The 25610-nt window shown below is 67.6% G+C and carries 20 protein-coding genes and 1 tRNA gene; 5 read left to right on the top strand and 16 right to left on the bottom strand.

The window, feature by feature from the left end:
- The first annotated feature begins 13 nt into the window (after positions 1-13).
- From RS84_RS18765 to RS84_RS14910, 3 genes are read left to right on the top strand one after another with little or no spacing between them, the layout of a single operon-like run.
- Positions 14-601 (top strand): GNAT family N-acetyltransferase, encoded by a 588-nt coding sequence (locus RS84_RS18765; protein ID WP_052676392.1) that lies wholly within the window; start codon positions 14-16, stop codon positions 599-601.
- The gene (locus RS84_RS14915) at positions 598-1923 is read left to right on the top strand and encodes an MFS transporter (RefSeq protein ID WP_045258575.1); all 1326 of its coding nucleotides are present in this window, start codon (positions 598-600) and stop codon (positions 1921-1923) included. Before RS84_RS18765 ends, RS84_RS14915 begins: the two co-directional genes overlap by 4 nt.
- 18 nt (positions 1924-1941) lie before the next feature.
- On the top strand, positions 1942-2361 hold the full coding sequence (locus RS84_RS14910; RefSeq protein WP_045258574.1) for a GNAT family N-acetyltransferase: 420 nt from the start codon (positions 1942-1944) through the stop codon (positions 2359-2361).
- Positions 2362-2414: 53 nt separating this feature from the next.
- On the opposite strand, the gene RS84_RS14905 is transcribed toward RS84_RS14910, so the two are convergent.
- The 7 genes from RS84_RS14905 to polA form a co-directional block, all read right to left on the bottom strand.
- Complete coding sequence (locus RS84_RS14905) at positions 2415-4526, bottom strand: HelD family protein (protein WP_200892027.1); 2112 nt, start codon at positions 4524-4526, stop codon at positions 2415-2417.
- A 152-nt stretch (positions 4527-4678) separates the two neighbouring features.
- Positions 4679-5428, bottom strand: coding sequence for a formylglycine-generating enzyme family protein (locus RS84_RS14900; protein WP_045258573.1), 750 nt, complete (start codon positions 5426-5428; stop codon positions 4679-4681).
- Complete coding sequence (locus tag RS84_RS14895) at positions 5425-6177, bottom strand: SGNH/GDSL hydrolase family protein (protein ID WP_045258572.1); 753 nt, start codon at positions 6175-6177, stop codon at positions 5425-5427. Before RS84_RS14895 ends, RS84_RS14900 begins: the two co-directional genes overlap by 4 nt.
- Positions 6178-6205: 28 nt before the next feature.
- A complete protein-coding gene (locus RS84_RS14890) occupies positions 6206-7558 on the bottom strand; it encodes an MFS transporter (protein ID WP_045258571.1) in 1353 nt (450 codons plus the stop codon).
- A gap of 37 nt (positions 7559-7595) precedes the next feature.
- Positions 7596-8624: an LLM class flavin-dependent oxidoreductase gene (locus RS84_RS14885; protein ID WP_045258570.1), complete on the bottom strand. Its 1029-nt coding sequence runs from the start codon at positions 8622-8624 to the stop codon at positions 7596-7598.
- Positions 8625-8676: 52 nt separating this feature from the next.
- Entirely contained in the window at positions 8677-10353 is a 1677-nt protein-coding gene (locus RS84_RS14880) for a DUF885 domain-containing protein (RefSeq protein ID WP_045258569.1), read from the bottom strand.
- Positions 10354-10411: 58 nt separating this feature from the next.
- Positions 10412-13045 carry a DNA polymerase I gene (polA, locus tag RS84_RS14875; RefSeq protein WP_045258568.1) on the bottom strand — a complete coding sequence of 878 codons (2634 nt, stop codon included), beginning with the start codon at positions 13043-13045 and terminating at the stop codon, positions 10412-10414.
- Positions 13046-13090: 45 nt separating this feature from the next.
- On the opposite strand from polA, the gene RS84_RS14870 reads away from it, so the two are divergent.
- A complete protein-coding gene (locus RS84_RS14870; RefSeq protein WP_045258567.1) occupies positions 13091-13516 on the top strand; it encodes a hotdog fold thioesterase in 426 nt (141 codons plus the stop codon).
- Between the two features lie 6 nt (positions 13517-13522).
- Here the strand turns inward: RS84_RS14870 and RS84_RS14865 are convergent, their stop codons facing one another.
- The 3 genes from RS84_RS14865 to RS84_RS14855 form a co-directional block, all read right to left on the bottom strand.
- Positions 13523-13852, bottom strand: coding sequence for a hypothetical protein (locus tag RS84_RS14865; protein ID WP_045258566.1), 330 nt, complete (start codon positions 13850-13852; stop codon positions 13523-13525).
- Positions 13853-14009: 157 nt separating this feature from the next.
- Entirely contained in the window at positions 14010-14546 is a 537-nt protein-coding gene (locus tag RS84_RS14860; RefSeq protein ID WP_045258565.1) for a GNAT family N-acetyltransferase, read from the bottom strand.
- Positions 14547-14549: 3 nt separating this feature from the next.
- Entirely contained in the window at positions 14550-15164 is a 615-nt protein-coding gene (locus RS84_RS14855; RefSeq protein WP_045258564.1) for an ANTAR domain-containing response regulator, read from the bottom strand.
- 101 nt (positions 15165-15265) lie between these two features.
- Here RS84_RS14855 and RS84_RS14850 point away from each other — a divergent pair.
- Positions 15266-15351 (top strand) — tRNA-Leu (locus RS84_RS14850).
- A gap of 57 nt (positions 15352-15408) precedes the next feature.
- On the opposite strand, the gene RS84_RS14845 is transcribed toward RS84_RS14850, so the two are convergent.
- From RS84_RS14845 to lgt, 6 genes are all read right to left on the bottom strand, one after another.
- Positions 15409-16071 carry an esterase/lipase family protein gene (locus RS84_RS14845; protein WP_045258563.1) on the bottom strand — a complete coding sequence of 221 codons (663 nt, stop codon included), beginning with the start codon at positions 16069-16071 and terminating at the stop codon, positions 15409-15411.
- Positions 16068-16832, bottom strand: coding sequence for an alpha/beta fold hydrolase (locus RS84_RS14840; protein WP_045258562.1), 765 nt, complete (start codon positions 16830-16832; stop codon positions 16068-16070). Before RS84_RS14840 ends, RS84_RS14845 begins: the two co-directional genes overlap by 4 nt.
- Positions 16833-16956: 124 nt before the next feature.
- Positions 16957-18405 carry a pyruvate kinase gene (gene pyk, locus RS84_RS14835; RefSeq protein ID WP_045258561.1) on the bottom strand — a complete coding sequence of 483 codons (1449 nt, stop codon included), beginning with the start codon at positions 18403-18405 and terminating at the stop codon, positions 16957-16959.
- Between the two features lie 54 nt (positions 18406-18459).
- Complete coding sequence (locus RS84_RS14830; protein ID WP_045258560.1) at positions 18460-19926, bottom strand: glutamate synthase subunit beta; 1467 nt, start codon at positions 19924-19926, stop codon at positions 18460-18462.
- Positions 19919-24442, bottom strand: coding sequence for a glutamate synthase large subunit (gene gltB, locus RS84_RS14825; RefSeq protein ID WP_152641882.1), 4524 nt, complete (start codon positions 24440-24442; stop codon positions 19919-19921). Before gltB ends, RS84_RS14830 begins: the two co-directional genes overlap by 8 nt.
- A gap of 136 nt (positions 24443-24578) precedes the next feature.
- Positions 24579-25607, bottom strand: coding sequence for a prolipoprotein diacylglyceryl transferase (lgt, locus tag RS84_RS14820; RefSeq protein WP_045258558.1), 1029 nt, complete (start codon positions 25605-25607; stop codon positions 24579-24581).
- Between the last annotated feature and the right edge of the window lie 3 nt (positions 25608-25610).

Below are 25610 nucleotides of genomic sequence, written 5' to 3'. Positions count from 1 at the left end.
CGAAGATCGAGCGGTGAAGATCTCGCAGTGGGACGGCACCGAAGATCAGCTCGACGCGATCGCACGGCTCTATGCGGACGCATTCGCAGAGCCGCCGTACGATGAGGATCCGGCCCGCAACCTCATCGAGTTCCCTCAGCGGATACGACGGTACGCGGCAGAGAAGCCGGAGTTCCGGCTCCGCACTGCGACAGAGGACGGAGATCTGGTCGGTTTCGTCCTCGGAACCGGAATCGGGCCCGGCGATTGGTGGTGGGACCGTCTGAACGCGACGCTCGCCGCGCCGCACCGCGCGCGATGGCTCGAACAGCAGCAGTTCGGGGTCGCAGAACTCGTCGTGAAGCCGTCGCACCGCCGTTCCGGATTGGGCAGGGCGCTCATGAATAACGTGCTCGACGGCCTCCCCTACAACAGCGCTCTTCTCGCCTGCTACCCGGATGCAGTGGCACCGCAGGGGCTCTACACGTCGCTGGGATGGACCGTCATCGATCCCTGCCTAAGAGTGTCGGCGAGTCATCCCACACAGATCATGGGGATCCGGCTGCGTCCCCGAACGTCGCGCCGAATCACCCTGCCCGTCAGGAGTAGCGTAGAGGGGTGAAGCAGGTCCCCGTCTCCCCCTCAGCAACTCCCGGGTGGCGCGCCTGGCTCATCTGGTCGGTCGGCGTCGCCGCCTACGTCCTCGCGATCACGAACCGCACCTCCCTCGGCGCGGTCGGCGTCGAAGCCGCCGACCGCTTCCACGCGGACGCATCGACTCTCGCCCTGTTCGCGGTCGTCCAGCTCGCGGTGTACGGCGGCATGCAGATCCCGATCGGGATTCTCCTCGACCGGTACGGCTCGCGCCCGATCATGACGATCGGCATGGTGCTGATGGCCGCCGGCCAGCTGACGATGGCCCTCTCCCCCAGCATCGGCATAGCGATCATCGCCCGTATCCTGCTCGGAGCGGGTGATGCGGCGATCTTCCCGGCCGTGCTGCGCCTCGTCGCAACGTGGTTCCCCGCCCAGCGCGGGCCTCTGATGGTGCAGTTCACGGGGATCCTCGGTCAAGCGGGCCAGCTCGTCGCTCTGGTGCCGCTCGCCGCCTTCCTGCACGCGACGAGCTGGTCGATCACCTTCGGCAGCATCGCCGGCCTCGGCGTGCTGTTCAGCATCCTGGTGTTCCTCGTCATCCGCAACCACCCGCCCGAGCGCGGCGCCGATGTCACCGTCAACACCGACACCGGTCTCGTGCAGGTGGTCACCTCGGCGATCGACACCGGTGTCGGCATCCGCGCGGCATGGGCCCACCCCGGCACCCGCCTCGCCTTCTGGTCGCACTTCACCTCGCCTTTCGCCGGCACCGCCTTCGTGCTTCTGTGGGGAATGCCGTTCCTCACCGCCGCCCAGGGCCTCGACACTGCCCACGCCGCCGGCATCATCTCGGTGTACGTGGTCGCCGGAATGGTGCTCGGTCCCGTCATCGGCGATCTCTCCCGGCGTCTGCCCTATCACCGCTCCTACGCGCTCGTCCTGCCGTCTGTGGGTCTGCAGTTCGTCGCCTGGGTTGCGGTGATCGCACTCCCGGGTCCCGCGCCGCTGTGGATGCTCTACGTGCTCGCGATCGCTCTCGGCACGGGCGGACCCGCCAGCATGATCGCGTTCGACCATGCGCGCACGCACAACCCCACGCATCGACTGAGCACTGCCACCGGCGTGACCAACGCCGGCGGGTTCATCGCCGCTCTCATCGCGATCTTCCTCATCGGTCTCGCCCTCGACCTCCAGGGTGCCGGCACGCCCGAGACCTATTCGTTCGACGCTTTCCGCATCGCATTCCTGATGCCCGTTCCCATCTGGCTGATCGGAACCGTCTTCATCCTCATCGAACGCAAACGCACGCGCATCCGGATCGGGCTGGATCCTGAGAGACGGCGCTAGTCCTTCTAGGATGGGGCGATGCGCTCCCCCTTCCGCTTCTCGAACGACTCCTCTCTGATCGATCGAGCCCGTGTGCACGCCTGGCTCAGCGAGGATGCATACTGGGCGAAAGGCCGCTCGCGTGAAACCCAGGACGCAGCGATCGACGCTTCGCGCAATTACGGCATCTGGGACGCGGATGGCGAGCAGGTCGCGTACGCACGCGTCGTGACGGATGGCGTCACCTTCGCCTGGCTCTGCGACGTCTTCGTCGACCCCGGCATTCGCGGGGGTGGCCTCGGCAAGACGCTCATCGAGGGCGTGCTCGCCGACCTCGAGCCCCTGGGGCTCCGGCGTGTCATGCTCGCGACCGCCGACGCTCACGGACTCTACGCCCGTTACGGGTTCGCACCGGCAGAGGACCCGAATCGCTTCATGATCAAGCAGATGACGCCCTAAATCGGGCACTCGCCTGCAGACGGTCGAGTCCGGGCTCGGTACGGTCCTCCCGCTCAGGACGACGACGCGGCTGACGGCTCGGCCGTGGAGGGCGATGCGATCATGACCGTGATGAGGCGTTTGGTCGCTCGGGTCTGCGCGACGTAGAGATCGCGGAGACCCGCTTCGCTCCCGCGTTCGATCTCGTCGGGATCGACGATGATCACCGCATCGAACTCCAGTCCTCTCGCGTCCGGAGCCGGCACGACGGCGACGCCATCGTCGGGGAACCTGAGATCCAGCTCTCGCGCGCGGCGCGGTGCGGCGATGATCCCGACCAGGTCGTGAGGATGCTCGTGCTGCAGTCGAGTGACGAGGTCTCCCACCACCGCATCGGCGTCGGGTTCGGCGACCGAATGGCTGATCGGCAGTTCGCCGTAGCGGATCGAGTACGAGAGGCTCTGCGACGGTGCGATGCGGGCGAGTACGGGCAGCGTGGCGTCGAGGATCTCGGCGGTAGTTCGATAGTTGATGCTCAGAGTGTGGTGCGCGTACCGATCGGACATGAACGGCTCCAGGGCCTCTTCCCAGTCGGTGATGGTGGTCGTCGGACCCGCCTGGGCGAGGTCCCCCACGATCGTCATCGAGCGGCTCGGGCAACGGCGCATCAGCATCCGCCACTCCATCTCGGAGAGCTGTTGCGCCTCGTCGACCACGATGTGACCGTAGACGATCTCAGGGAGTCCGTCCACGAGCGCCCGCGCCTCGTCCAGCGCCGCGAGATCGGCTCTGCTCCATCCAGCCCCCGACTCAGGTGAGATCGAGGCGAGATGCTCCGCAGAGAGCTCTGGCAGGACATCGGCCAAGGCCTCGGCATCCGCGAGGAACTCCTGCAGCACCTCCTCCGCCCGGAGCGACGGCCACACCTCGGAGATGGTCCGCTCGATGCCGTGGTCCTCGAGCAGATCATCGCGGATGCGATCCCAATCGATGTCCAGCCCTTCAGCGGAGGACTCGACCTCGTGTCGCGCATGTTCGCCAGGCCCCGCGAACATGCTGTCGAGGTCGATTCCGACCTCCCTCAGCTCCTCCTCGAAATCCGACATCTCCTTCGCCGTCTGCTGCTCCAGTTCGTGCACCAGGTCCTCCACCACGAGTTCCAGGAACAGGCCTCGTGCGCGGTTGTGACCGATCCCGCCCTGGAGGGCGCTGCGGCGAGCCGCGTCGACCCGTCGGGCGTCGAGGACGACCTGCCCGTGCGCGGTCGTGAGCCGCAGAGGCACGCCCTGCGGCTGCCGCGCGTGGACTCGTCGTGCGAGCGCTTCACCGAAGCCTCGGCGGCCTTTCGCGCGCGCGAGCGCATCCGATTCGGGTCTCGTCGCCTCCGCCGCGACGAGATCCGGCGCCGTGGCCAGTTCGACGTCGTTCTCCCCGAGTGAGGGCAGCACCTCGGAGATGTAGTCCAGAAAGCGTCTGTTCGGGCCGTACACGAGGACTCCGCGCTCGGCGACCGAAGGGAACGCATAGAGAACATATGCTGCCCGGTGCAGTGCGACGATGGTCTTTCCCGTGCCGGGGCCCCCGTCGACGACCATCACGCCCCGATGCTCGGAGCGCACGATCTGATCCTGCTCTCGCTGCAGTGTCGATGCCGCTTCGCGCATACGCCCTGTCCGTGCTCCGCCCAGCGCCGAGACGAGAGGTCCATCGCCGATCACATCCGCGGTGGTCGGGGCCGTTCCGTCCAGGATCTCGTCGGAGATATCGACCACCTGGCGGCCCTCGAGGCGCAGATGACGGCGGCGGCGCACTCCCGATGGAGAAGCGAGGGTCGCCGTGTAGAAGGGTCGAGCCGCCTCCGCCCGCCAGTCGACCAGGAGCATCTCGCCCGTCTCGGAGCGCAGCCCGATACGACCGACATGCAGCGACGGGCCGGCGCTGCTGTCTATCCGCCCGAAGCACAGAGAACGATCCGCGAGCTGAAGCCGCCGCAACGCTCCGTTCAACCGCGCGACCTCGACGTCCTTCGTGAGGCGAGCCACCGGCCCCTCGACCTGCGCGGCGATCAATCTGGCACGCGCAGCCTCATGCTCTGATCTCTCCGTATCCAGGCGCGCGTACATCATCCCGACCGCACGCTGCTCCGATTCGAGCTGATCCGCCTTGCCGACGACTGCCTCTGCCACCAGGTGCTCCCCTCATCCAGCGTCCACCTTGAAGGGTCGAAACAGAAAAGACAACTTTGACTTTCCCGCCCGGATCTGGCCTCTTCAGCCCCGCCGCTGGCGCGCGGCGAGCGAAGATGCCGAGGCATGAAGACGCGATTTCCGCAACCGCTCTACCTGCGGGCGAGATGCGTCCACCCGAACGGCACGGGTCCGTCGAACGCCGCACGTTCGCGATCCGCGGACGCCGACCATCCCTGCGCTGCGCCGGGCGTGTCGAACGCCCCTCGAGCCACGCGCACCCCCACGTCGGCATGATGCATGCGCGGTGCGCCCCCTCGTCGCACCCCGGCGCGCACGCTCCAGGCATCGTCGGCGTACCCTCCGCCGCGGAACACCCGGTAGTCGTCATACCGTGCGGGGTCCAGGTAGTCCCAGCACCACTCCCACACGTTGCCGAGCATGTCGAACAGGCCGTTGAGGTTCGGCAGCTTCCCGCCGACGTCCTGGGGTGTGCGCACGCTCTCCGCGCTCGTCCAGGCAGCATCTGCGAGCGGGGCGTAGTGCGGACCTGATGAACCTGCCCGGCACGCGAACTCCCACTCGGCCTCGGTGGGCAGCCGATACCCCTCGCCGGTCGGGTCCCAGGTGACATCCTCGCCGTCGAACCGGTACACGGGCTCGAGCCCCTCCCATTCGGATGCCGCATTGCAGAAGTGCACGGCGCGCAGCCAGCTCACATCTGTCGCAGGGCGCCGCGGGTGCTGTGACGGCACCGGCAGGATCTCGGCGAACTGCTCCTCGGTGATCGCGAAGACGCCTATCTCGAAGTCCTCGAGTTCGACGACTCGCTGGATCTTCCGGCGTTCATCGTGCAGGGTCACGGAGCCCCCGCGGATGCGCCGCATCTCGATGTCGGTCATGCCCGACGGGGTGGGAGCTCGACCCAGCTCGGATACTTCGCGGTTCGGCCGTCGCCCGACGATGTGCCGGTCACGCGACGCTTCACCCAGGGTCCGACGAACTCACGGTAGTACGCGTAACCGCTGGGGCCGGGCAGGCCTGCAACTCCCGGCGCCCACCACGTCTCCGGCGGCTCGAACCCGAGGGCATGCAGCACTCTGGCAGCCACTCGATGATGGCCGGCGGCGTTCATGTGCAGACGGTCCTCTGACCAGTACTGCGGCTCCGACAGCTCACGATCCGGCCAGTTGAGGGCGGTGATGACGTCGGGTCGGTTCTCAACGCGACGCAGAACCGCCTCCGACAGGAGGTCTCCGCGCTTCTGGAACACCTTGCCCATCGGCAGCTGACCGCTCGGATTCGCGCCGGACAGCAGGATCAGCGTGACGCCTTCCTCATCGCACCGGCGGAGAACCCGGCTGAACGCATCGGCGATGTGCTCGACATCCGCCCGCGGTCGCAGGACATCGTTGCCACCGCCGTTGAAGGAAAGATGCGTAGGCCGCAGCGCCAGAGCCGGCTCGAGCTGCTGCTCGACGATCGGCCAGGCCAGACGTCCGCGGATGGCGAGATTGGCGTACCGGATCGGGTGGCCCGCAGCATCCGCCCAACCCTGCGCTGTGAGATCGGCCCACCCGCGAACCTGACCGTCGGGCAGCTCGTCGCCGACGCCCTCGGTGAACGAATCGCCGATGGCCACATAACGCACATCACTCACACGATCAGCCTAAGCCCGCTCAGCGATCGTCGAGCGCCTGCCCCTTGCGGTCGCTGAGGCCCCACGTTGCAGCGGCGGCGACGACGAAGCAGACGCCGAAGACGACGAATACGAACGGCGCTCCGCCGAGCAGAAGCATGGCGGGCACGGCAAGCGGTGCGACGATCGACGCGATCCGCCCCACGCCGGCAGCCCATCCGGCCCCGGTCGCTCTGAGCGAGGTCGGGTAGATCTCAGGGGTGATGGCGTACAAGGCGCCCCAGGCCCCGAGGTTGAAGAACGACAGCGCCATGCCCGAGGCGATGATCGCGCCAGGGCTGCTCGCCGTGCCGAAGAACAGCGCCGACGCCGCAGACCCGATCAGGAACACCGACAGCGTGCTACGGCGCCCCCACACCTCGATCAGCCACGCGGCGACTGCGTATCCGGGCAGCTGTGCGAGAGTGATGACCAGCGTGAACCCGAACGACCTGACCAGGTCGAAGCCGGCGTCGACGAGCAGACTGGGAATCCAGATGAACGCGCCGTAATAGGCGAAGTTCACGCAGAGCCAGACAATCCACAGGCACACGGTGCGCAGTCGGAACTCGGGGTGCCACAGCGTCGTGACCCGGGCGCGTGTCGTCGCCGTGATCGCTCGGGAGGGCGGCTCCTTCCGGATGGCAGGGCCCGCGACGATTCCGGCGTCGAGCTCGAACGACACCACGACCTTCTCCGCCTCGGAGATCCGGCCCCGCAGGGCGAGCCAGCGCGGCGACTCGGGAAGACGCCAGCGGACGATCAGCGCATAGACGGCCGGAATCGCGCCGAGCGCGAAGGCCCAGCGCCAGCCATCGGCGGATGCCGGGATCACGAGGTAGCCGATCAGGGCTGCCGCGGTCCATCCCAGAGCCCAGAACGCTTCGAGGATGACGATCAGTCGTCCTCTGATGCGTGCGGGCGCGAACTCGCTCACGTACGTCGAGACGACGGGCAGTTCCGCGCCGAGTCCGAGACCCACGAAGAAGCGGAGGACGAGAAGCATCGCGAGGCCGCCGACCAGCGCACTCGCCCCGGTCGCGATCCCGTACACGAGGAGGGTCATGGCGAAGACATGCCGGCGTCCGAGCCGGTCGGCGAGGAGCCCTCCGAGCGTGGCGCCGAGCGCCATCCCGATGAAGCCGACGGATGCGACCCATCCCGCTTCCGGCTTCGTGAGTCCCCATTGCTGCGTGAGCGCCGCGAGGATGAACGAGATGAGCCCGACGTCCATCGCGTCGAGGGCCCAGCCGAGACCGGATCCGGTCAGGAGACGAAGATGTCTCCTCGTGAACGGCACGTCATCGAGTCTCTGAGCGAGAGAGGCACGGCTCGGCAGCGCTGTGTTGGCCATGCCCTTCATCGTAGAGCCGACGGCGTGCCGATCCGGGTCAGTCGGCGAGGAGACGGCGCACGCGTGGGATGACTTCGGTTCCGTACAGCTCGATGCTGCGCATCATCGACTCGTGCGACAGCGTGCCCGTCGCGTACTTCAGGTCGAAGCGGCCGAGGCCCAGGAGCTTCACCGTCTCGGCGATCTTCGCGGCCACGCGGTCGGGAGAGCCGACGTAGAGAGCACCCTCAGGGCCCACGTCGTTCTGGAATCGCGCTCGGCTGTAGGCCGGCCAGCCGCGCTCCCGGCCGATCGTGTTGTTCATCGCCTCGAAGCCGGAGTACGCCTCGTCCCAGGCCTCAGCGTCCGTGGCGGCGATGTGCCCGGGAGAGTGCACGGACACGGGGTGCGCGGTTGTTCCGAACGACGACACGGAGCGGTGGTACAGGTCGACGAAGGGCTTGAACCGTCCCGCCGGACCGCCGATGATCGCGAGCATGAGTCCGAGACCGTGGCGGGCGACCCGGACGACCGACTCCGGGCTGCCGCCGACGCCCACCCAGGTGCGCAGGCCCTTCTCGGTCTTCGGGAACACGTCGGCGTTCTCGAGCGAGGCGCGCATCGTTCCCGACCAGGTGACGGGCTTCTCCTCGAGCAGCTGGACAAAGAGGTCGAGCTTCTGCTCGAAGAGCGCGTCGTAGTCGCGCAGGTCGTAGCCGAAGAGCGGGAACGACTCGATGAACGATCCGCGGCCGAGCACGACCTCGGCACGTCCGTTCGAGACCGCGTCGAGCGTCGCGAAGCGCTCGTACACGCGCACCGGATCGTCGGAGGACAGCACCGTCACCGCGGTGCCGAGGCGGATGCGCTCCGTGCGGCCGGCGATCGCCGCCAGCACCATCTCGGGCGCGGAGACCGCGAACTCGGGACGATGGTGCTCCCCCACACCGAAGAAGTCGACGCCGACCGCATCGGCCCGCTCGGCCTGCGCGACGATGTTGCGGATCGTCTGCGCGCCGCTGAGGAGCTCCCCATCCGTGCCGCGGGTGATGTCGCCGAAGGTGTCCAGCCCGAACTCGATGTCCATGTCATCCCTTTCCATTCAGGTGAATGAACAGCGAATCGAAGCCGGCCATTCCCTACTTCTTCAGAAGCGCCGTCCGGAGGGTGTCGAGGCCGACGCCGCCCATGTCGAGCGCGCGCTTGTGGAACTCCTTGATGTCGAAGTCCGCGCCGCGCTCGGCCTGGTACGCGTCACGCACCTGCTCCCAGATGCGCTGGCCCACCTTGTACGAGGGAGCCTGTCCCGGCCAGCCCAGGTACCGGTTCACCTCGAACTGGATGAACTGGTCTGACATGTTCACGTTCTTGCGCATGAATTCCAGCGCGTACTCGGCGTCCCACACACCTTCGCCATCGAGACGCGGCTTGCCCAGGTGCACGCCGATGTCGAGCACGACCCGGGCAGCGCGCATGCGCTGTCCGTCGAGCATGCCGAGGCGATCTGCCGGGTCGTCGAGATACCCGAGCTGCTGCATCAGACGCTCGGCGTAGAGCGCCCAGCCCTCGGCGTGACCCGAGGTGCCGGCCAGCAGGCGGCGCCAGGAGTTGAGCTCTGAGCGGTTGTACACGGCCTGCGCGATCTGCAGGTGATGCCCCGGGACGCCCTCGTGGTAGACCGTCGTCAGCTCGCGCCAGGTGTCGAATTCGGTGACGCCCTCGGGCACCGACCACCACATGCGGCCAGGCCGCGAGAAGTCGTCGGTCGGACCCGTGTAGTAGATCCCGCCTTCCTGCGTCGGCGCGATCATGCACTCGAGCGTGCGGATGGCCTCGGGGATGTCGAAGTGCGACGCGCCGAGTTCGGCGATCGCGCGGTCGCTGGTCTCCTGCATCCAGCGCCGCAGGGCCTCGGTGCCGACCAGCTTGCGCGCCGGGTCGGCCTCGAGGTGCGCGACCGCTTCCTCGACCGATGCGCCGGGCAGGATCTCATTCGCGATCGCTGTCTGCTCGGCGACCATGCGCGCCAGCTCCTCGCGACCCCACTCGTACGTCTCGTCGAGGTCGATCGTCGCGCCGAGGAATCGCCTGGAGTTCAGCGCGTACAGCTCGCGCCCCACGGCATCCGCATCGCCGGCCATGGGGGCCAGCTCTTCAGAGAGGAACCGCCCGAGTTCGTCATACGCGACGCGCGCGGCGGCGGAGTTGTCGGCGAGCGAACGCGCGAGGGATGCAGGCAGGTTTCCCTCGGCGGGACCAGCCTCGGCGACGAACTCGGCGAAGAAGCCGTCATCAGCGGTGTAGCGCGCGATCTGGCCGGCGACCTCGACGACCTGTCGACGAGCGGGGACGACACCCGCCGCGATGCCTGCGCGCAGCGTCTCGGTGTAACCGCGGAGCGCGTCGGGGACGGCTGCGAGACGTGTGGCGATGACCGCCCAGTCCTCCGCGGTGTCGGTGGGCATCAGATCGAAGGCGCTGCGCACGTCCTGAGCAGCGGAGGCGATGACGTTGACGTCGCGCAAGTGCCACTTCGCCTCGTGCAGTTCGAGGTCGAGAGCGAGCTCCGACGAGAGGTCGGTCTTCGTCACCTCGTCGATCGCGTCGACCGGCTCGAGCGACTGCAGCTTGGCGAGCGTCGCACGTGTCGCGGTGATGATCTCTTCATGCCCCTCAGGGCTGAAGTCGCCGAAGCGATCGTTCACCTCGGTGCGGCCGATGTACGTTCCGAGGATCGGGGAGAGTTCGACAATCGTGTCGACCCACTCATCGGCGACCTTGTCGATCGCTGACGGGGTGCGCGGTGCGGAAGTCATCCGTCCAGACTAGCCCGCGGCACCCCGTCGCAGCATCTCGGGTACCCGGTGCCCAGGATCAGTGGGCGGCCTCGTTCCAGTCCTGGCCGCGGCCGACCTGCACGTCGAGCGGAACCGACAGCTCGGCAGCGTCGCCCATTCGCGAACGGACGATGCGCTCGGCGGCATCCCACTCCCCTGGTGCGACCTCGACCACGAGCTCATCGTGGATCTGCAGCAGCACCCGCGAGGCGAGCCCCTCGGATCGCAGGTCGTCGTGGATGTGGAACAGCGCGATCTTCATGATGTCGGCTGCGCTGCCCTGGATCGGAGCGTTGAGAGCGGCACGCTCGGCGTTCTCGCGCAGAACGCGGTTCGGGCTGGACAGATCGGGGAACGGGCGACGACGACCGAAGATCGTCTCGGTGTACCCGACCTCCTTCGCCTTCAGAACGGATGCTCGCAGGTAGTCGCGCACCGCGCCGAAGCGCGCGAAGTACTCCACCATCAGCTGCTTGGCCTCCGACTGCTCGATGCGCAGCTGCTTCGACAGGCCGAAAGCGCTGAGGCCGTACACGAGGCCGTACGACATGGCCTTGACCTTGGTGCGCATCGCTGCCGTCACATCGGAGGGCTCGACGCCGAAGACACGGGCGCCGACGAACCTGTGCAGATCTTCGCCGCTGTTGAACGCCTCGATGAGGCCCTCGTCTCCCGAGAGGTGCGCCATGATGCGCATCTCGATCTGGGAGTAGTCGGCGGTGAGCAGCGCCTCGTAGCCGTCGCCGACTTGGAAAGCGCTGCGGATGCGACGCGACTCCTCGGTGCGCACGGGGATGTTCTGCAGGTTCGGATCGGTGCTTGAAAGACGGCCGGTCTGGCTGCCGGTCTGCACATATGTGGTGTGCACCCGGTGGTCGTCGCGGATCGCCGTGTCGAGCGACTCGATGATCTGCCGCAGCTTGGTCGCCTCGCGGTGCTGCAGCAGCAGTCCGAGGAACGGGTGCGGATTGCTCTCCTGCAGGTCCGCGAGCACCGCGGCATCCGTGGAGTAGCCCGTCTTGGTCTTGCGCGTCTTCGGCAGCTGCAGGTCGTCGAACAGCACTTCCTGCAGCTGCTTCGGCGATCCGAGATTGAACTCGCGACCCACGAGGGCGAACGCGTCCTGCGCGAGACCGTCGGCACGCGTGGCGAGTTCCCCCGAGAATCCGGAGAGCACGTCGTGCGAGACTGCCACGCCCGCGACCTCCATGTCGGCGAGCGTGAGAAGCGTGGGCAGCTCGATCTCGGTGAGCACGCGCGCCACCGACTCCGGGATGTCCTCGCGGAGGGCGGCCGCGACTCGGAGCGCGAACCATGCCTCTTGGGAGGGCGTCGCCCCCTCGGTCTCTGGCACCAGCTGCGACGGATCGGCCTGGGGCAGCTTCTCGCCGAGGTAGCGCTCCACCAGATCGACGAGTGTCTTGTCCGGGAAGCTGGGGCGCAGAAGCCAGCCGGCGAGACTCGTGTCGTATGCGAGTCCGGCGAGACGGATGCCGGCACCCAGCAGCGCCTTCACCTGCGGCTTCGCGTCGTGCAGCACCTTCGGGCTGTCCGATTCCAGCCAGCCACGCAGAGAGTCGGCCGCCGCCTCGCTCCAGTCGATCTCGCGCACCTCGGTTCCGGTCGCAGCTCCGACGCGCGTGGGTGCTCCGCCCTGGGTGGTGATGCGCAGCGCGACCTCGCCCTCCTGGGCCTCGACCCAGGTCGCGAACTCGGCGGCCGCCAGCTCGACCGGCTGCGGGAGCACGACGGCGGATGCCGGGTCGTCGGCGACTTCTCCGGCACCCACCGCTTCGAACACGCGCGGCAGCAGCGTGCGGAACTCAAGACGGGCGAAGATGTCGCGAACGCCCTGCGCATCGATCGGAGCCACCACGAGGTCGGCCGGGGCGACCGGCAGCTCGACGTCGGTGAGCAGCCTGTTGAGCCTGCGGTTGCGACGAACATCCTCGAGGTGCTCCCGGAGGTTTCCGCCCACGACGCCCTTGATCTCCTCGGCTCGCTCGAGCAGCTCATCGAGTGAGCCGAACTGCGTGAGCCACTTGACCGCCGTCTTCTCGCCGACTTTGGGAACTCCCGGGAGATTGTCGCTGGTCTCGCCGACGAGCGCAGCGATGTCGGGATACTGCTCGGGCCGGACCCCATAGCGGTCCTGGACGGTCACCGGGTCGTAGCGCTTCAACTGGGACACGCCCTGCACGGACGGGTAGAGAAGCGTCACGTCATCCGTCACGAGCTGGATCGTGTCGCGGTCTCCTGACACGACCAGGACGTCGTATCCCTGCTGGGCACCCTGAGTCGCGAGTGTCGCGAGGATGTCGTCGGCCTCGATCCCCTCCTTCGTGAGAACGGGGACGGACATCGCCGCGAGGCAGTCCTGCAGCAGCGGGATCTGCCCGCGGAACTCCTGCGGCGTCTCGGATCGTGTCGCCTTGTATTCGGGGTAGACGTCGGTGCGGAAGGAGTGACGTGAGGTGTCGAACGCGACCGCCAGGTGCGTCGGCTTCTCGGCCTTGATGAGGTTCACGAACATCGACAGGAAGCCGTAGATGGCGTTCGTGTGCTGGTTGTCCTTCGTCGTGAAGTTCTCGACCGGGAGGGCGAAGAAGGCACGATAGGCGAGCGAATGGCCGTCGACGACCATGAGGGTAGGCTTTGCGGAGTCCGTCACCCTGTCAGCCTAACGAGGACGGCAGACACCCGCTGAGGAGGATGCATGAGCGAGGTCGCGATGAGCGAAGGACTCGAATGGGCCACGGCCCGCGGGATGGGCGCGCTCGCCGAGAAGATGGGCATCGAGTTCACCGAGTTCTCGATCCAGCGCGCTGTCGCGACGATGCCCGTGGAGGGCAACACGCAGCCGGTCGGCCTCGTGCACGGCGGTGCGTACGTGGTGCTCGGCGAATCGCTCGGGTCGATGGCCGCGAATCTGCACGCGGGCCCTGGCAAGCTCGCAGTGGGCGTAGACATCAACGCCACGCACACGAGGTCGGCGACCTCGGGTCTCGTGACGGGCGTGTGCACGCCGATCCACCTCGGCCGCAGCATCACCGTGCACGAGATCGTGGTGACGGACGATCAAGGCCGACGGTGCTCGACGATCCGCATCACGAACATGATCAAGGACACGCCGGCGCACTGACCGCCGTCAGAGGTCGTACTCCCACCTCGTCCAGGACCGGGGTTCCTCCCCGAGGGAACCGACCCGTTTCAAGGCATCCGCCGACTCCTGGATGAGCTGCACGGTCTCGGGTTCGAGCAGTTCTCGTCCGCCCTCCCTGTCGTCGGCGACGCCGATGTCGACGAGCCAGCCGATCTGCAGCCGGACGCGCTCGACGCGTCCGGGCGTCGATCGGTACGGGATCTCGACGACTTCCGTCTGGTGAGTCTTCGCCAGGGCCAGCGAGTATCTGCTGACCGCGTCTGCGATCTCATCCCCTGTGAGGAATTCGCCGAAGCTCATGACGATGCGCTTCATCAGGACCCTCGGTTCGCATTGACTCGCGCCGTCTCTCCCGGGCGACGCGCTTCGATGTTAGAAGGGGATGCGCACGCGCGCCGCCCCCTTGACTCCGGGTGCGAAACGGGCGAGGATCAGCGTCCGTTCGGCTCCCGCCCGTGTTCCCGACGACGGCTCATGCGTGCAGGATCCGCTGGAACAGCATGTGGTCCTGCCACTCCCCCGCGATCTTCAGGTACTCGGGAGCCAGGCCGATGCGCTCGAAGCCGTTGGCGGCGAGCACACGCTGCGATCCCTCGTTGTGACGCAGCGTCGCTGCCTGCATCCGGTGCAGCCGCAGCTCGGAACGCGCGTGATCGAGCACCTGGGCGACCGCCCGGGTCGCGAGTCCTCGACCGGTACGCGAGGCGTCGATCCAGTACCCGAGGTCCGCGCTCCAGAATGCTCCGCGCACGATGTTGTTGATGTTGACCCGGCCGCGGATCTCGCCGTCGGACGATTCGATCACGAACCGGATGCTTCGCCCTGCCGCTGCGTCATCGACGCACTGCCTGACGTGATTCTCCTGCCATTCGGCCGTGAAGAACTCCGCGGACCGAGTGGGCTCCCAGGGTGCGAGGTGCGCGCGATTCGCTGAGTACGCCCGGGCGAGAGCCGCACCGTCCCCCGTGCGCACCGCGCGAAGCGTGTGCTCCGCGTCGAGCGGCCGCACGGCCTACTTCTTCGGTGCGAGCTGTTCGATGATGGCCTTGGCCACGTCCTGCATTGTGAGGCGGCGGTCCATGGATGCCTTCTGGATCCAGCGGAACGCCTCGGGCTCGCTCAGGCCCATCTTCTCGTTGAGCAGGCCCTTGGCCCGGTCGACGAGCTTACGGGTCTCGAAGCGCTCGACCATGTCGGCGACCTCGGCCTCGAGCGTGATGATCTGCTCGTGGCGCGCGAGTGCGATCTCGATCGCGGGCAGCAGGTCATTCGGAGTGAACGGCTTGACCACGTAGGCGAGAGCGCCCGCCTCGCTTGCGCGCTCGACGAGCTCCTTCTGGCTGAACGCCGTGAGCAGCACGACGGGAGCGATGTTGCCCTTGTGCAGCTTCTCGGCCGCGCTGATGCCGTCGAGCTGAGGCATCTTCACATCCATGATCACGAGATCCGGGCGCAGTTCGGTCGCGAGGGCCACCGCCGTCTCGCCGTCGCCTGCTTCTCCGACGACGTCGAAGCCGTTGTCGCGGAGGATCTCGACGATGTCGAGACGGATCAGCGATTCGTCCTCGGCGACGACGACGCGTCGGGGGGCGGATGCCGTGGGCTGCTCAACCTGTTCTTCGGTCACCCGTCCATCTTAGTAGAGCCGTGCCGTGCGCACGCCTCAGGCTGTCCGTTCGGGCGGTTCGCGCGGACCTCCTGCGCTAAGGTCGAAGGTGCGACACACGAGCCGGCGTGGCGGAATGGCAGACGCGGAGCACTCAAAATGCTTTGTCCGAGAGGGCGTGTGGGTTCGAGTCCCACCGCCGGCACCAGCGAGGTCGACGAACCTACACGTGCTTTGAACCCGTTTCGGAGTGCAGGTGCCGCTCTTACTCCGCGAGAGACGCGAGTTCCGCCATCACCCGAGGGTGCGCGAGCACACGGAAATGCCCGCCCGTGTCGAGCGGGACGTTCTTCGCGCCCGGCAGCTCACTGCCCTCGGGGATGTGCGGATCGAAGCGCGCGTAGACCGAGACGATCCTGGCGTTGACGTCAGCGCGCCCTGCCAGTGCAAGGATGGCTGGATCTTCGGGCGCGAGCGCCCGAAGAGTGCGCACCGGCATCCGTCGCGCGTAGCGCGATCCGCCGAAAGGAGTTGCGATCGCGAGCATCGAGTGCACTCTGCGTCCCTCAGGTCCGAGCATGACCTGCTTTCCGGCCAGCCCTCCCTTGCTGTGCGCGACGAGGATCACCTCGTGCAGATCGTGCTCATGCAGGTACCTCGTGACCTGGTCCGCCATCTCGGTCACGGGCCGTCGGCTGTGCGCGAGCACCTCGAGCACGTGCACGGCATGGCCGCGATCGTGCATGGCCGCGACCAGCGGCTGCAGGAACCGCCACGTCTCATACACACCCGGGAGGACGATGATGGTCGCACCCCTCCCGCTCGCGAAGGACTCGGCGTCGGCGCCTCGGAAGAGCGCTCGCACCTGCCATACCGCCGCGTAGGCGTAATCGGCGGCCCACCACCTCAGTGTCCGCAGTGCCGTCATGGTGTCGGCCAGAAGTGCTCAGCATGGAAGCGGATCGCGGACGCGACGGCGCGCGGGGACGACTGCTGCACGACATGGTGTCCCCCGGGCACCTCCACCAGCCGACCGGCAGGAGCGCGCAACGCCAGCCGGCGACACCAATCGCGTCCGGCCACCGGGTCGGATCCGCCGCGCACCACGAGCAGCGGCCGCGTCAGCGCGGCGACCTTCTCCTCCGTGGGATACGCGAGCATGTGCCGCAGCTGCGTCAGATACCAGGGGATGCCGCAGCGCAGGTAGTCCGCGAGCACGATCGCGTTGATCGCGGGTGTCTCACCGAGCGTGTCGACGGCGAGGGCTCGCGCCTGAGACGCGGGTGTGCGGTGCCTGTCGTCCGCGACCGGCCCGATGGCGACCACCATGCTCGCGATCTCCGGGCGCTGCGACGCCGTCTCGATCGCCCACTGAGCCCCCATCGAGTGCCCCACCAGCACGACCCTCTCATGCCCGAGCGCCGCGACGATCTCACCCAGCGCCGCAGACATCCTCTCGATGCCCACGTCGCCCGAGGGCTTCGGCAGGCCTCCGAAGCCCGGCAGATCTATCGACGCGACTGCGGTCGTCATGCTGAGCTCGTCGTGCAGCCTGGCGAGGTAGCGGTGCGATACGCCGATCCCGTGGATGAGAACCACGGCGGGTGCCGTCGCTCCCGCCGGGCGCGTGCTCTGGATCACGCGAAACGCCAGCCCGCCGATCTCGACACGGCGTCCGATTGCAGTCATGACGGCAACCTATCGCGTCCACCGGCTCGATCGCGGCCGCGGAGCGGCGCGTGGGCTGCCGTGGGATCACGCCGACGCAGAAAGAGGGGCGAGGCCGCAGCCTCGCCCCTCTTCGGTCAGACGATCAGATTCCGGCCTTGTAGATCGGAGCAGCACCGCGGATGGTGTCGCCGACCTTGTGGACGCGGAGGTCGTTCGTCGAGCCGATGATGCCGGGAGGGGAACCGGAGATCACGACGACCTTGTCCCCTTCTTCCGCAAGACCGTTGCTGAGCAGGTGCTCGTCGACCTGGTGGTACATGGCATCCGTGTGCTGCACGACGTCGACCAGGGTCGACGTGATGCCCCACGTCAGCGCCATGCGGCGACGGATGCCGGGCTCCGGCGTGAACGCGAGCATCGGGATGCGCGAGCGCAGGCGCGACAGGCGGCGAGCCGAGTCACCAGACTGCGTGAAGACGCAGAGGTACTTGGCCTCGACGAACTCGGCGACCTCGAGTGCGGCGAGGGTGATCGCACCGCCCTGCGTGCGCGGCTTGGTGGTGAGAGGCAGCACGCGCTCGAGGCCGTGCTCCTCGGTCGACTCGATGATGCGAGCCATGGTCTCGACCACGATCACCGGGTAGTCGCCGACGCTGGTCTCGCCCGAGAGCATCACCGCATCCGCACCGTCGAGCACCGCGTTCGCGACGTCCGAGGTCTCGGCCCGGGTCGGAACCGGGCTGTTGATCATGGACTCCAGCATCTGAGTCGCGACGATGACGGGCTTGGCCATGCGGCGCGCCAGCTCGACCGCGCGCTTCTGCACGATCGGGACCGCCTCGAGAGGCAGCTCGACGCCGAGGTCACCGCGGGCGACCATGATGCCGTCGAACGCGTCGACGATGCCCTCGAGCGCGTCGACAGCCTGCGGCTTCTCGATCTTGGCGATCACCGGCACCCTGACGCCCTCTTCGGCCATGATCTCGTGGACGCGGTCGACGTCGGAGGCGTTGCGCACGAACGAGAGCGCGATGAGGTCGGCGCCGGTGCGCAGGCCCCAGCGCAGGTCGTCCTCGTCTTTCTCGCTCAGAGCGGGGACGTTGACGGCGACGCCGGGCAGGTTGATGCCCTTGTTGTTCGACACGGCACCGGCGACGATGACCTTGGTCGTGACGGTGACGCCGTCGGTCTCGACGACCTCCACGCGGACCTTGCCGTCGTCGATGAGCAGGAAGTCGCCGGGCTTGACGTCCTGGGGCAGACCCTTGAAGGTCGTGCCGCAGATATCCTTGTTGCCGATGATGTCCTCGGTGGTGATCTTGAAGATGTCACCGGCCTCGAGCTCGTAGGGACCGTTCTCGAACCGGCCGAGGCGGATCTTCGGGCCCTGCAGGTCGACGAGGACCGCAACGGCCCTGCCGGCGTCGTCGGCCGCGCGGCGGACGTTCGCGTAGTTGTTCTCGTGCACGGAGTAGTCACCGTGGCTGAGGTTCAGCCGGGCGACGTCGACCCCCGCATCGATGATGGCTCGCACGGTTTCATACGTGGACGTTGCGGGGCCCAGGGTGGCGACGATTTTCGCGCGTCTCAACAGATTCTCCAGGGTAGAGGGGGATATAGATCAGGCGACGATGCCGGGCTCAGCCTACGCGGGCTGAAGCCCGATCGCGACATCGGTCGGACGCACCGGCTCGGGAAGCACGGTCTCGCCCATCAGGAACCGGTCGACGTTCGCCGCGGCGGCTCGGCCTTCCGCAATCGCCCAGACGATCAGCGACTGGCCGCGGCCGGCGTCACCGGCTACGAACACGCCAGGCAGAGTCGACTGGTACGACGAGTCGCGCTGGAAGTTGCCGCGGTCGGTGAACTGGGGACGCTCGTCGTCGGAGAAGCCGTCCTGCTCCGGGCCGGTGAAGCCCATCGCGATCAGCACGAGATCGGCGGGGATCTCGCGCTCGGTGCCGCTCTTGGGCACGCGACGTCCGTCGACGTACTCCGTCTCCGCCACACGCAGTGCGCGCACCTCGCCGACCTCATTCGAGAGGAACTCGACGGTCGACGCGAGATACATGCGCTCTCCGCCCTCCTCGTGCGCCGAGGAGACCTCGAAGATCGTCGGCATCATCGGCCAGGGCTGGTGCCCAGGGCGCTCGGCGCTGGGCTGCTTGCCGATCGCGAGGTTCGTGACACTCAGCGCACCCTGGCGGTGTGCGGTGCCGATGCAGTCGGCGCCGGTGTCGCCGCCGCCGATCACGATGACGTGCTTGCCCTCTGCCGTGATCTGCTCGGGCACCTTGTCGCCGGCGACCGCGTGGTTCGACTCCACGAGGTACTCCATCGCGAAGTGCACGCCGTCGAGGTCACGGCCGGGGATCGGCAGGTCGCGCGGCACGGTCGAGCCTGTGGCGACGACGACCGCGTCATAGCGCGCACGGAGGTCGGCCCAGCTGATGTCCTTGCCGATCTCGACGCCCGCACGGAAACGGGTGCCCTCCTCCTGCATCTGACGCAGCCGGGCTTCGAGCTGCGACTTCTCCATCTTGAAGTCCGGGATGCCGTAGCGGATGAGGCCGCCGATCCGGTCGTCGCGCTCGAACACCGCGACGGTGTGGCCGGCGCGGGTCAGCTGCTGGGCGGCTGCGAGTCCTGCAGGCCCCGAACCCACGATCGCGACGGTCTTGCCGGTCAGACGAGCAGGCGGCTGGGCCTCGACCCAGCCCTTGCTGAAGGCCTCGTCGATGATCGAGACCTCGATCTGCTTGATCGTCACGGCCGGCTGGTTGATGCCCAGCACGCACGCGCTCTCACACGGTGCAGGGCACAGACGACCGGTGAACTCGGGGAAGTTGTTGGTCGCGTGCAGACGGTCGATCGCCGCGCGCCCCTCCCCCCGCCAGGTGAGATCGTTCCACTCCGGGATCAGGTTGCCGAGCGGGCAGCCCTGGTGGCAGAACGGCACACCGCAGTCCATGCAGCGGCTCGCCTGGCGACGGAGCACGGCCTGGTCGCCCGGCTCGTAAACCTCCTTCCAGTCGAGGATGCGCACGGGAACCGGGCGGCGAGCGGGAAGCTCACGCTCGGTGACCTTCAGAAAACCTTTGGGATCAGCCACCGGTCACCTCCAGGATGCGGTTCCAGACGATATCGCCGTCGGGGTCGATCCCCTCGGCCACTGCTTCCTCGCGCATGCTGCGCACGGCGGCGTAGTCACGCGGGAGGACCTTCACGAACTCGGTCGCGATGTTCTCGAAGTCCGCGAGGATCTCCGCACCGAGAGGGGATGCCGTGCGCTCGACGTGCTCGGATACGAGCCCGCGAAGCACCTCGAGATCGGCGCGATCCAACGGCATGAGCAGGAGCTCCCCGCTGCCGAGCGACTGCGCGTTGATCTTGGCGCTGTCGAGCGAGCGGACGTACGCCACTCCCCCGGACATGCCTGCGCCGAAGTTGCGTCCGGTCGGGCCCAGGATCACGGCGACTCCCCCGGTCATGTACTCGAGCGCGTGGTCGCCCACACCCTCGACGACCGCGGTGGCTCCGGAGTTGCGCACCAGGAACCGCTCGCCGACGACGCCGGAGATGAACATCGAACCCGACGTCGCTCCGTAGCCGATGACATTGCCCGCGATGACGTTCTCGTGGGGTGCGATCGACGAGCCTCGCGGCGGACGGATCGTGATGTCACCGCCGGAGAGGCCCTTGCCGACGTAGTCGTTGGCGTCGCCCTCCAGGCGCAGCACGATTCCGGCCGGCATGAAGGCGCCGAGCGACTGCCCGGCCGTGCCGTGCAGAGTGACGTCGATCGTCTCCCGCGGAAGACCCGCCGCACCGTATCGCGCGGTCACCTGGTGACCGAGCATCGTGCCGACGGCACGCTCGGTGTTGGCGATCGGCAGCTCGATCACGACATGCTCGCCGTTCAGCAGAGCATCCTTCGCGATGTCGATGAGCTGCACGTCGAAGTGCTTCTCGAGCTCGTGATCCTGCGTGCGCGCGCTCCTGCGCGGCTCGCCCGCCGGGAAGGCCGGACCCTCGAGGATCGGGGTGAGGTCGAGGCCCTCGGTCTTCCAGTGCTCCACGGCGGCATCGACGCCGAGCAGCTCGGTGCGTCCGACGATCTCGTCGATCGAGCGGAAGCCGAGCTCGGCGAGGATCTCGCGCACCTCCTCGGCGATGAACTCCATGAAGTTCACGACGAACTCGGGCTTGCCGGTGAAGCGCTCACGAAGCACCGGGTTCTGCGTCGCGACGCCCACGGGGCACGTGTCGAGGTGGCACACGCGCATCATGATGCAGCCGCTGACGACGAGCGGAGCCGTGGCGAAGCCGAACTCCTCCGCGCCCAGCAGCGCTCCGATGATCACGTCGCGTCCGGTCTTGAGCTGGCCGTCGACCTGCACCACGACGCGGTCGCGCATGCCGTTGAGCATGAGCGTCTGCTGCGTCTCGGCGAGACCCAGCTCCCACGGGGTGCCGGCGTGCTTGAGCGAGTTCATCGGGCTCGCGCCCGTTCCGCCGTCGTGGCCCGAGACCAGGATCACGTCGCTGAGCGCCTTGGCGACACCGGCCGACACCGCGCCGATGCCCGACTGGCTCACCAGCTTGGTGTGGATCCGCGCCTCGGGGTTCGCACGCTTCAGGTCGAAGATCAGCTGCTTGAGGTCTTCGATCGAGTAGATGTCGTGGTGCGGCGGCGGCGAGATGAGACCGACGCCCGGCGTGCCGCCACGCGTGCGCGCCACCCACGGGTACACCTTCTGCGGAGGCAGCTGACCGCCCTCGCCCGGCTTGGCGCCCTGTGCGAGCTTGATCTGGATGTCATCCGACTCCGTGAGGTACTGGCTCGTGACGCCGAAGCGACCGGAGGCGACCTGCTTGATGGCACTGCGGCGCTCAGGATCGACCAGGCGGTCGGCGTCCTCTCCGCCCTCACCGGTGTTCGACTTGCCGCCGATCCGGTTCATCGCGATCGCGAGCGTCTCGTGCGCCTCCTTGGAGATCGAGCCGTAGCTCATCGCTCCCGTGGAGAACCGCTTGACGATCTCGGAGACCGGCTCGACCTCGCTGAGCGGCACCGGCTTGCGGTGGCCGGTGCGCAGCGTGAACAGACCGCGCAGCGTCTTCAGCTCCGCCGCCTGGTCGTCCACGAGCTTCGTGTACTGACGGAAGATGTCGTAGCGGCGCTCTCGCGTGGAGTGCTGCAGCTTGAAGACCGTCTCGGGGTTGAACAGGTGCGGAGAGCCGTCGCGTCGCCACTGGTACTCGCCACCCGTCCACAGGCGCTCGTGAGCGCGCGCAGCGGCGTCCTCGGGGTAGGCGTAGTCGTGACGTGCCTGGTTCTCGGCGAAGATGTCCTCGATCGTGATGCCGCCGAGCTTCGACTCGGTGCGCGTGAAGTACGCGTCGATGACCTCCTGGCTGAGACCGATCGCCTCGAACACCTGTGCGCCCGCGTACGACGACACGGTCGAGATGCCCATCTTCGACATGATCTTGAGCACGCCCTTGCCGAGCGCGTAGATCAGGTTCCGGACGGCCTTCTCCGGCGTGATGCCGGTGATGTAGCCCGTGCGCACAAGGTGCTCGACCGTCTCCATCGCCAGGTACGGGTTCACCGCAGAGGCGCCGTATCCGATCAGCGTGGCCACGTGGTGCACCTCGCGCACGTCACCGGCCTCGACGATCAGACCGACCTTCATGCGGTTCTCGCGCCGGATCAGGTGGTGGTGCACGGCAGCCACCATGAGCAGCGACGGGATCGGCGTGAGGTCCTTGTTGGAGTCGCGGTCCGACAGGATGATGAACTCGGCACCGCGCTCGATGGCCTCGTCGACCTCGGCGCACATCTCGTCCAGACGCGCGGCGAGCGTCTGGGGGCCGGCGTCGAAGTGGTAGAGACCGCGGATCGTCGCGCTCGAGCGACCGGGCAGAGCCTTGTCGATGTGACGGATCTTCGACAGTTCGTCGTTGTCGATCACGGGGAAGTCGAGCGAGACCGTGCGGGTGTGCTCCGGTCCCCACGTGAGCAGGTTGCGCTCAGGGCCGAGACCCAGCTTGAGGCTCGTGACGACCTCTTCGCGGATCGAGTCGAGCGGCGGGTTGGTCACCTGCGCGAACTGCTGGGTGAAGTAGTCGAACAGCAGACGAGGCCGCTTGCTGAGAACGGCGATCGGCGTGTCCGAGCCCATGGCGCCGAGCGGCTCGACGCCGTTCTGGCCCATCGGGGTCAGCAGGATGCGGACTTCTTCCTCGGTGTAGCCGAACGTGCGCTGACGGCGGGTGATCGACGCCGGCGGGTGCACGATGTGCTCGCGCTCAGGGAGGTCGGCGAGGCGCACCGAACCGGCATCCAGCCACTCCTGCCACGGGTGCATGGTCGCGAGCTCGCGCTTGATCTCCTCATCCTCGACGATCCGGCGCTGGGCCGTGTCGACGAGGAACATCTTGCCCGGCTGCAGGCGTCCGCGACGCTTGATGCGCTCCGGCTCGAACGTGAGCACGCCGGTCTCGGAGCCGATCACGATGAGGCCGTCGGTGGTCTCGGTCCACCGCCCTGGGCGGAGGCCGTTGCGGTCGAGGGTGGCCCCCACGAGGGTGCCGTCGGTGAAGATGAGGGCGGCAGGGCCGTCCCACGGCTCCATCTGATTGGCGTGGTACTCGTAGAAGGAACGCAGCTCCGGAGAGATGTCGGACTGCTTCTCGTAGGCCTCCGGAACCATCATCATGATGGCGTGCGGAAGGCTGCGCCCGGTGAGGGTCAGCAGCTCGAGCACCTCGTCGAAGGATGCGGAGTCGCTCGCGCCGTCGGTGCAGATCGGCAGCAGCGGATCGATGTCGCCGAGAAGCTCGGATTCGAGCTGCGACTGGCGGGCGCGCATCCAGTTGCGGTTTCCGCCGACCGTGTTGATCTCGCCGTTGTGCGCGAGCATGCGCAGCGGCTGCGCAAGCGGCCACGACGGGAACGTGTTGGTCGAGTAGCGCGAGTGCACGACGGCGAGCTCGGAGGCGAAGCGCTCGTCCTGAAGGTCGGGGTAGAACGGCTCGAGCTGAAGCGTCGTGACCATTCCCTTGTAGCCGAGGGTGCGTGCAGACAGCGACACGAAGTAGGCGCCCAGCTCATGACCGGCGCGCTTGCGCAGGCGATAGGCGACGCGGTCGAGCGCGATGCCGGTGAGCGGGGCATCGGCGTGCGTCGCTCCCCCTGCGCTCACGAACAGCTGCTCGAAGGCCGGACGGGCCTCGTCGGCCAGCTTGCCGAGGTGCTCGTTGACGGTCGGGACCTCGCGCCAGCCCAGGACGCGGAGGCCCTCTTCCTTCGCGATCTTCTCGATGCCGGCCTTCTGCTGACGGCGCTGGCTCGAGTCGCGCGGGAGGAACGCCATTCCGGCGGCGTACTCGCCGACCGGCGGCAGCTCGAAGCCCGTGACCGCCCGCAGGAAGGCATCGGGCATCTGCGTGAGGATGCCTGCGCCGTCTCCGGTGCCGGCATCCGAGCCGATGGCACCGCGGTGCTCGAGGTTGCGCAGGGCTTCCAGTGCCAGCGAGATGATGTCGTGGCCCGCTTCGCCCCGCAGGGTCGCGACCATGGCGAGGCCGCACGCGTCCTTCTCGAACGCGGGGTTGTACATGCCCTGCTTCGGGGGGTAAGCGCCGGATGCGCCGTAGGGAGGCTGGAAATACACCTGAACCGTCCTCAGATCAGTCGGGGAGACCCGGGGACGTCATTGGCCGGGCGAATGCATGGGGTTCCGCACGGATCGGCGGCTATCGGGAGCCTTCCGCTTCCGTGGGAGCGGTGCTTGTGGCTGCGGCTCCTGCGGGGACTTCTTCGGCATCAGGCTCGCTGAGATCCACGAAGTCAGAGGGATTGTCCTGCGAGTCTACAACAGCGTCGGCATCGTTCCGGCCGCGACCCGGCTGATACGGCGAGGGCTCGAGCCCGGGGTGCCTGCGACTCTGGACGATCAGGATCACCAGACCGACGACGACACCGAGGATCGCGGCCCAGACGTTGCTGCGCAGACCGAAGTAGATCTCGCTCGGATCGATGCGGATGGATTCCCACACGATGCGGCCCGCGCTGTACCAGATGAGGTAGATCGCGAACAGGCGTCCCCACTGCAGAGCGGTCGCCTTGCGGCTCAGCCAGAGCAGCACGAGCACACCCAGGCCGTTCCAGATCACCTCGTAGAGGAAGGTGGGGTGGAACAGCGTGCCGTCGGGCAGGCCAGGGGGGAACGCCGAGTTGGTCGACTCGATCTCCAGGCCCCAGGGCAGGTCGGTGGGCAGGCCGAAGAGCTCGTGGTTGAACCAGTTGCCGAAGCGGCCCATCGCCTGCGCGAGCAGCAGGCCAGGTGCGAGGGCGTCGGCGAAGGTCCAGAAGCGGATGCCGGTCCAGCGGCAGCCGAGCCAGGCGCCGATGGCACCGCCGATGAGGGCGCCGTAGATGGCGATGCCGCCCTCCCAGATCGCCCAGATGGAACCGGGCTGCAAGGGATTCCACGTGTTGTGGCCGGCCCCGAAGTAGTCGTTCGGGTGCGTGAACACGTGGTAGAACCGCGCGGTGATGATCGCGAGCGGCACGGCGAGGATCGAGATGTCGATCACGACCCACGGCTCCGCCCCGCGCTTGGTGAGGCGGTGGTTCGTCAGCAGCACGGCGGCGATGATGCCGGCGATGATGCAGAGCGCGTAGAAGTGGATCCGGATCGGGCCCAGGTCGAAGTAGGCGACGGGAGGGCTCGGGATGCTGGCGAGCACGCCGGTGAAGGTGCTGTGGAGCGCGAGGGACATGAG

It is taken from the genome of Microbacterium hydrocarbonoxydans (genome assembly GCF_000956475.1).
GTDB lineage: Bacteria > Actinomycetota > Actinomycetes > Actinomycetales > Microbacteriaceae > Microbacterium > Microbacterium hydrocarbonoxydans_A.
The sequence above is the reverse complement of the archived record's forward strand: the minus strand, read 5'-3'. Positions and strand labels throughout refer to the sequence as shown.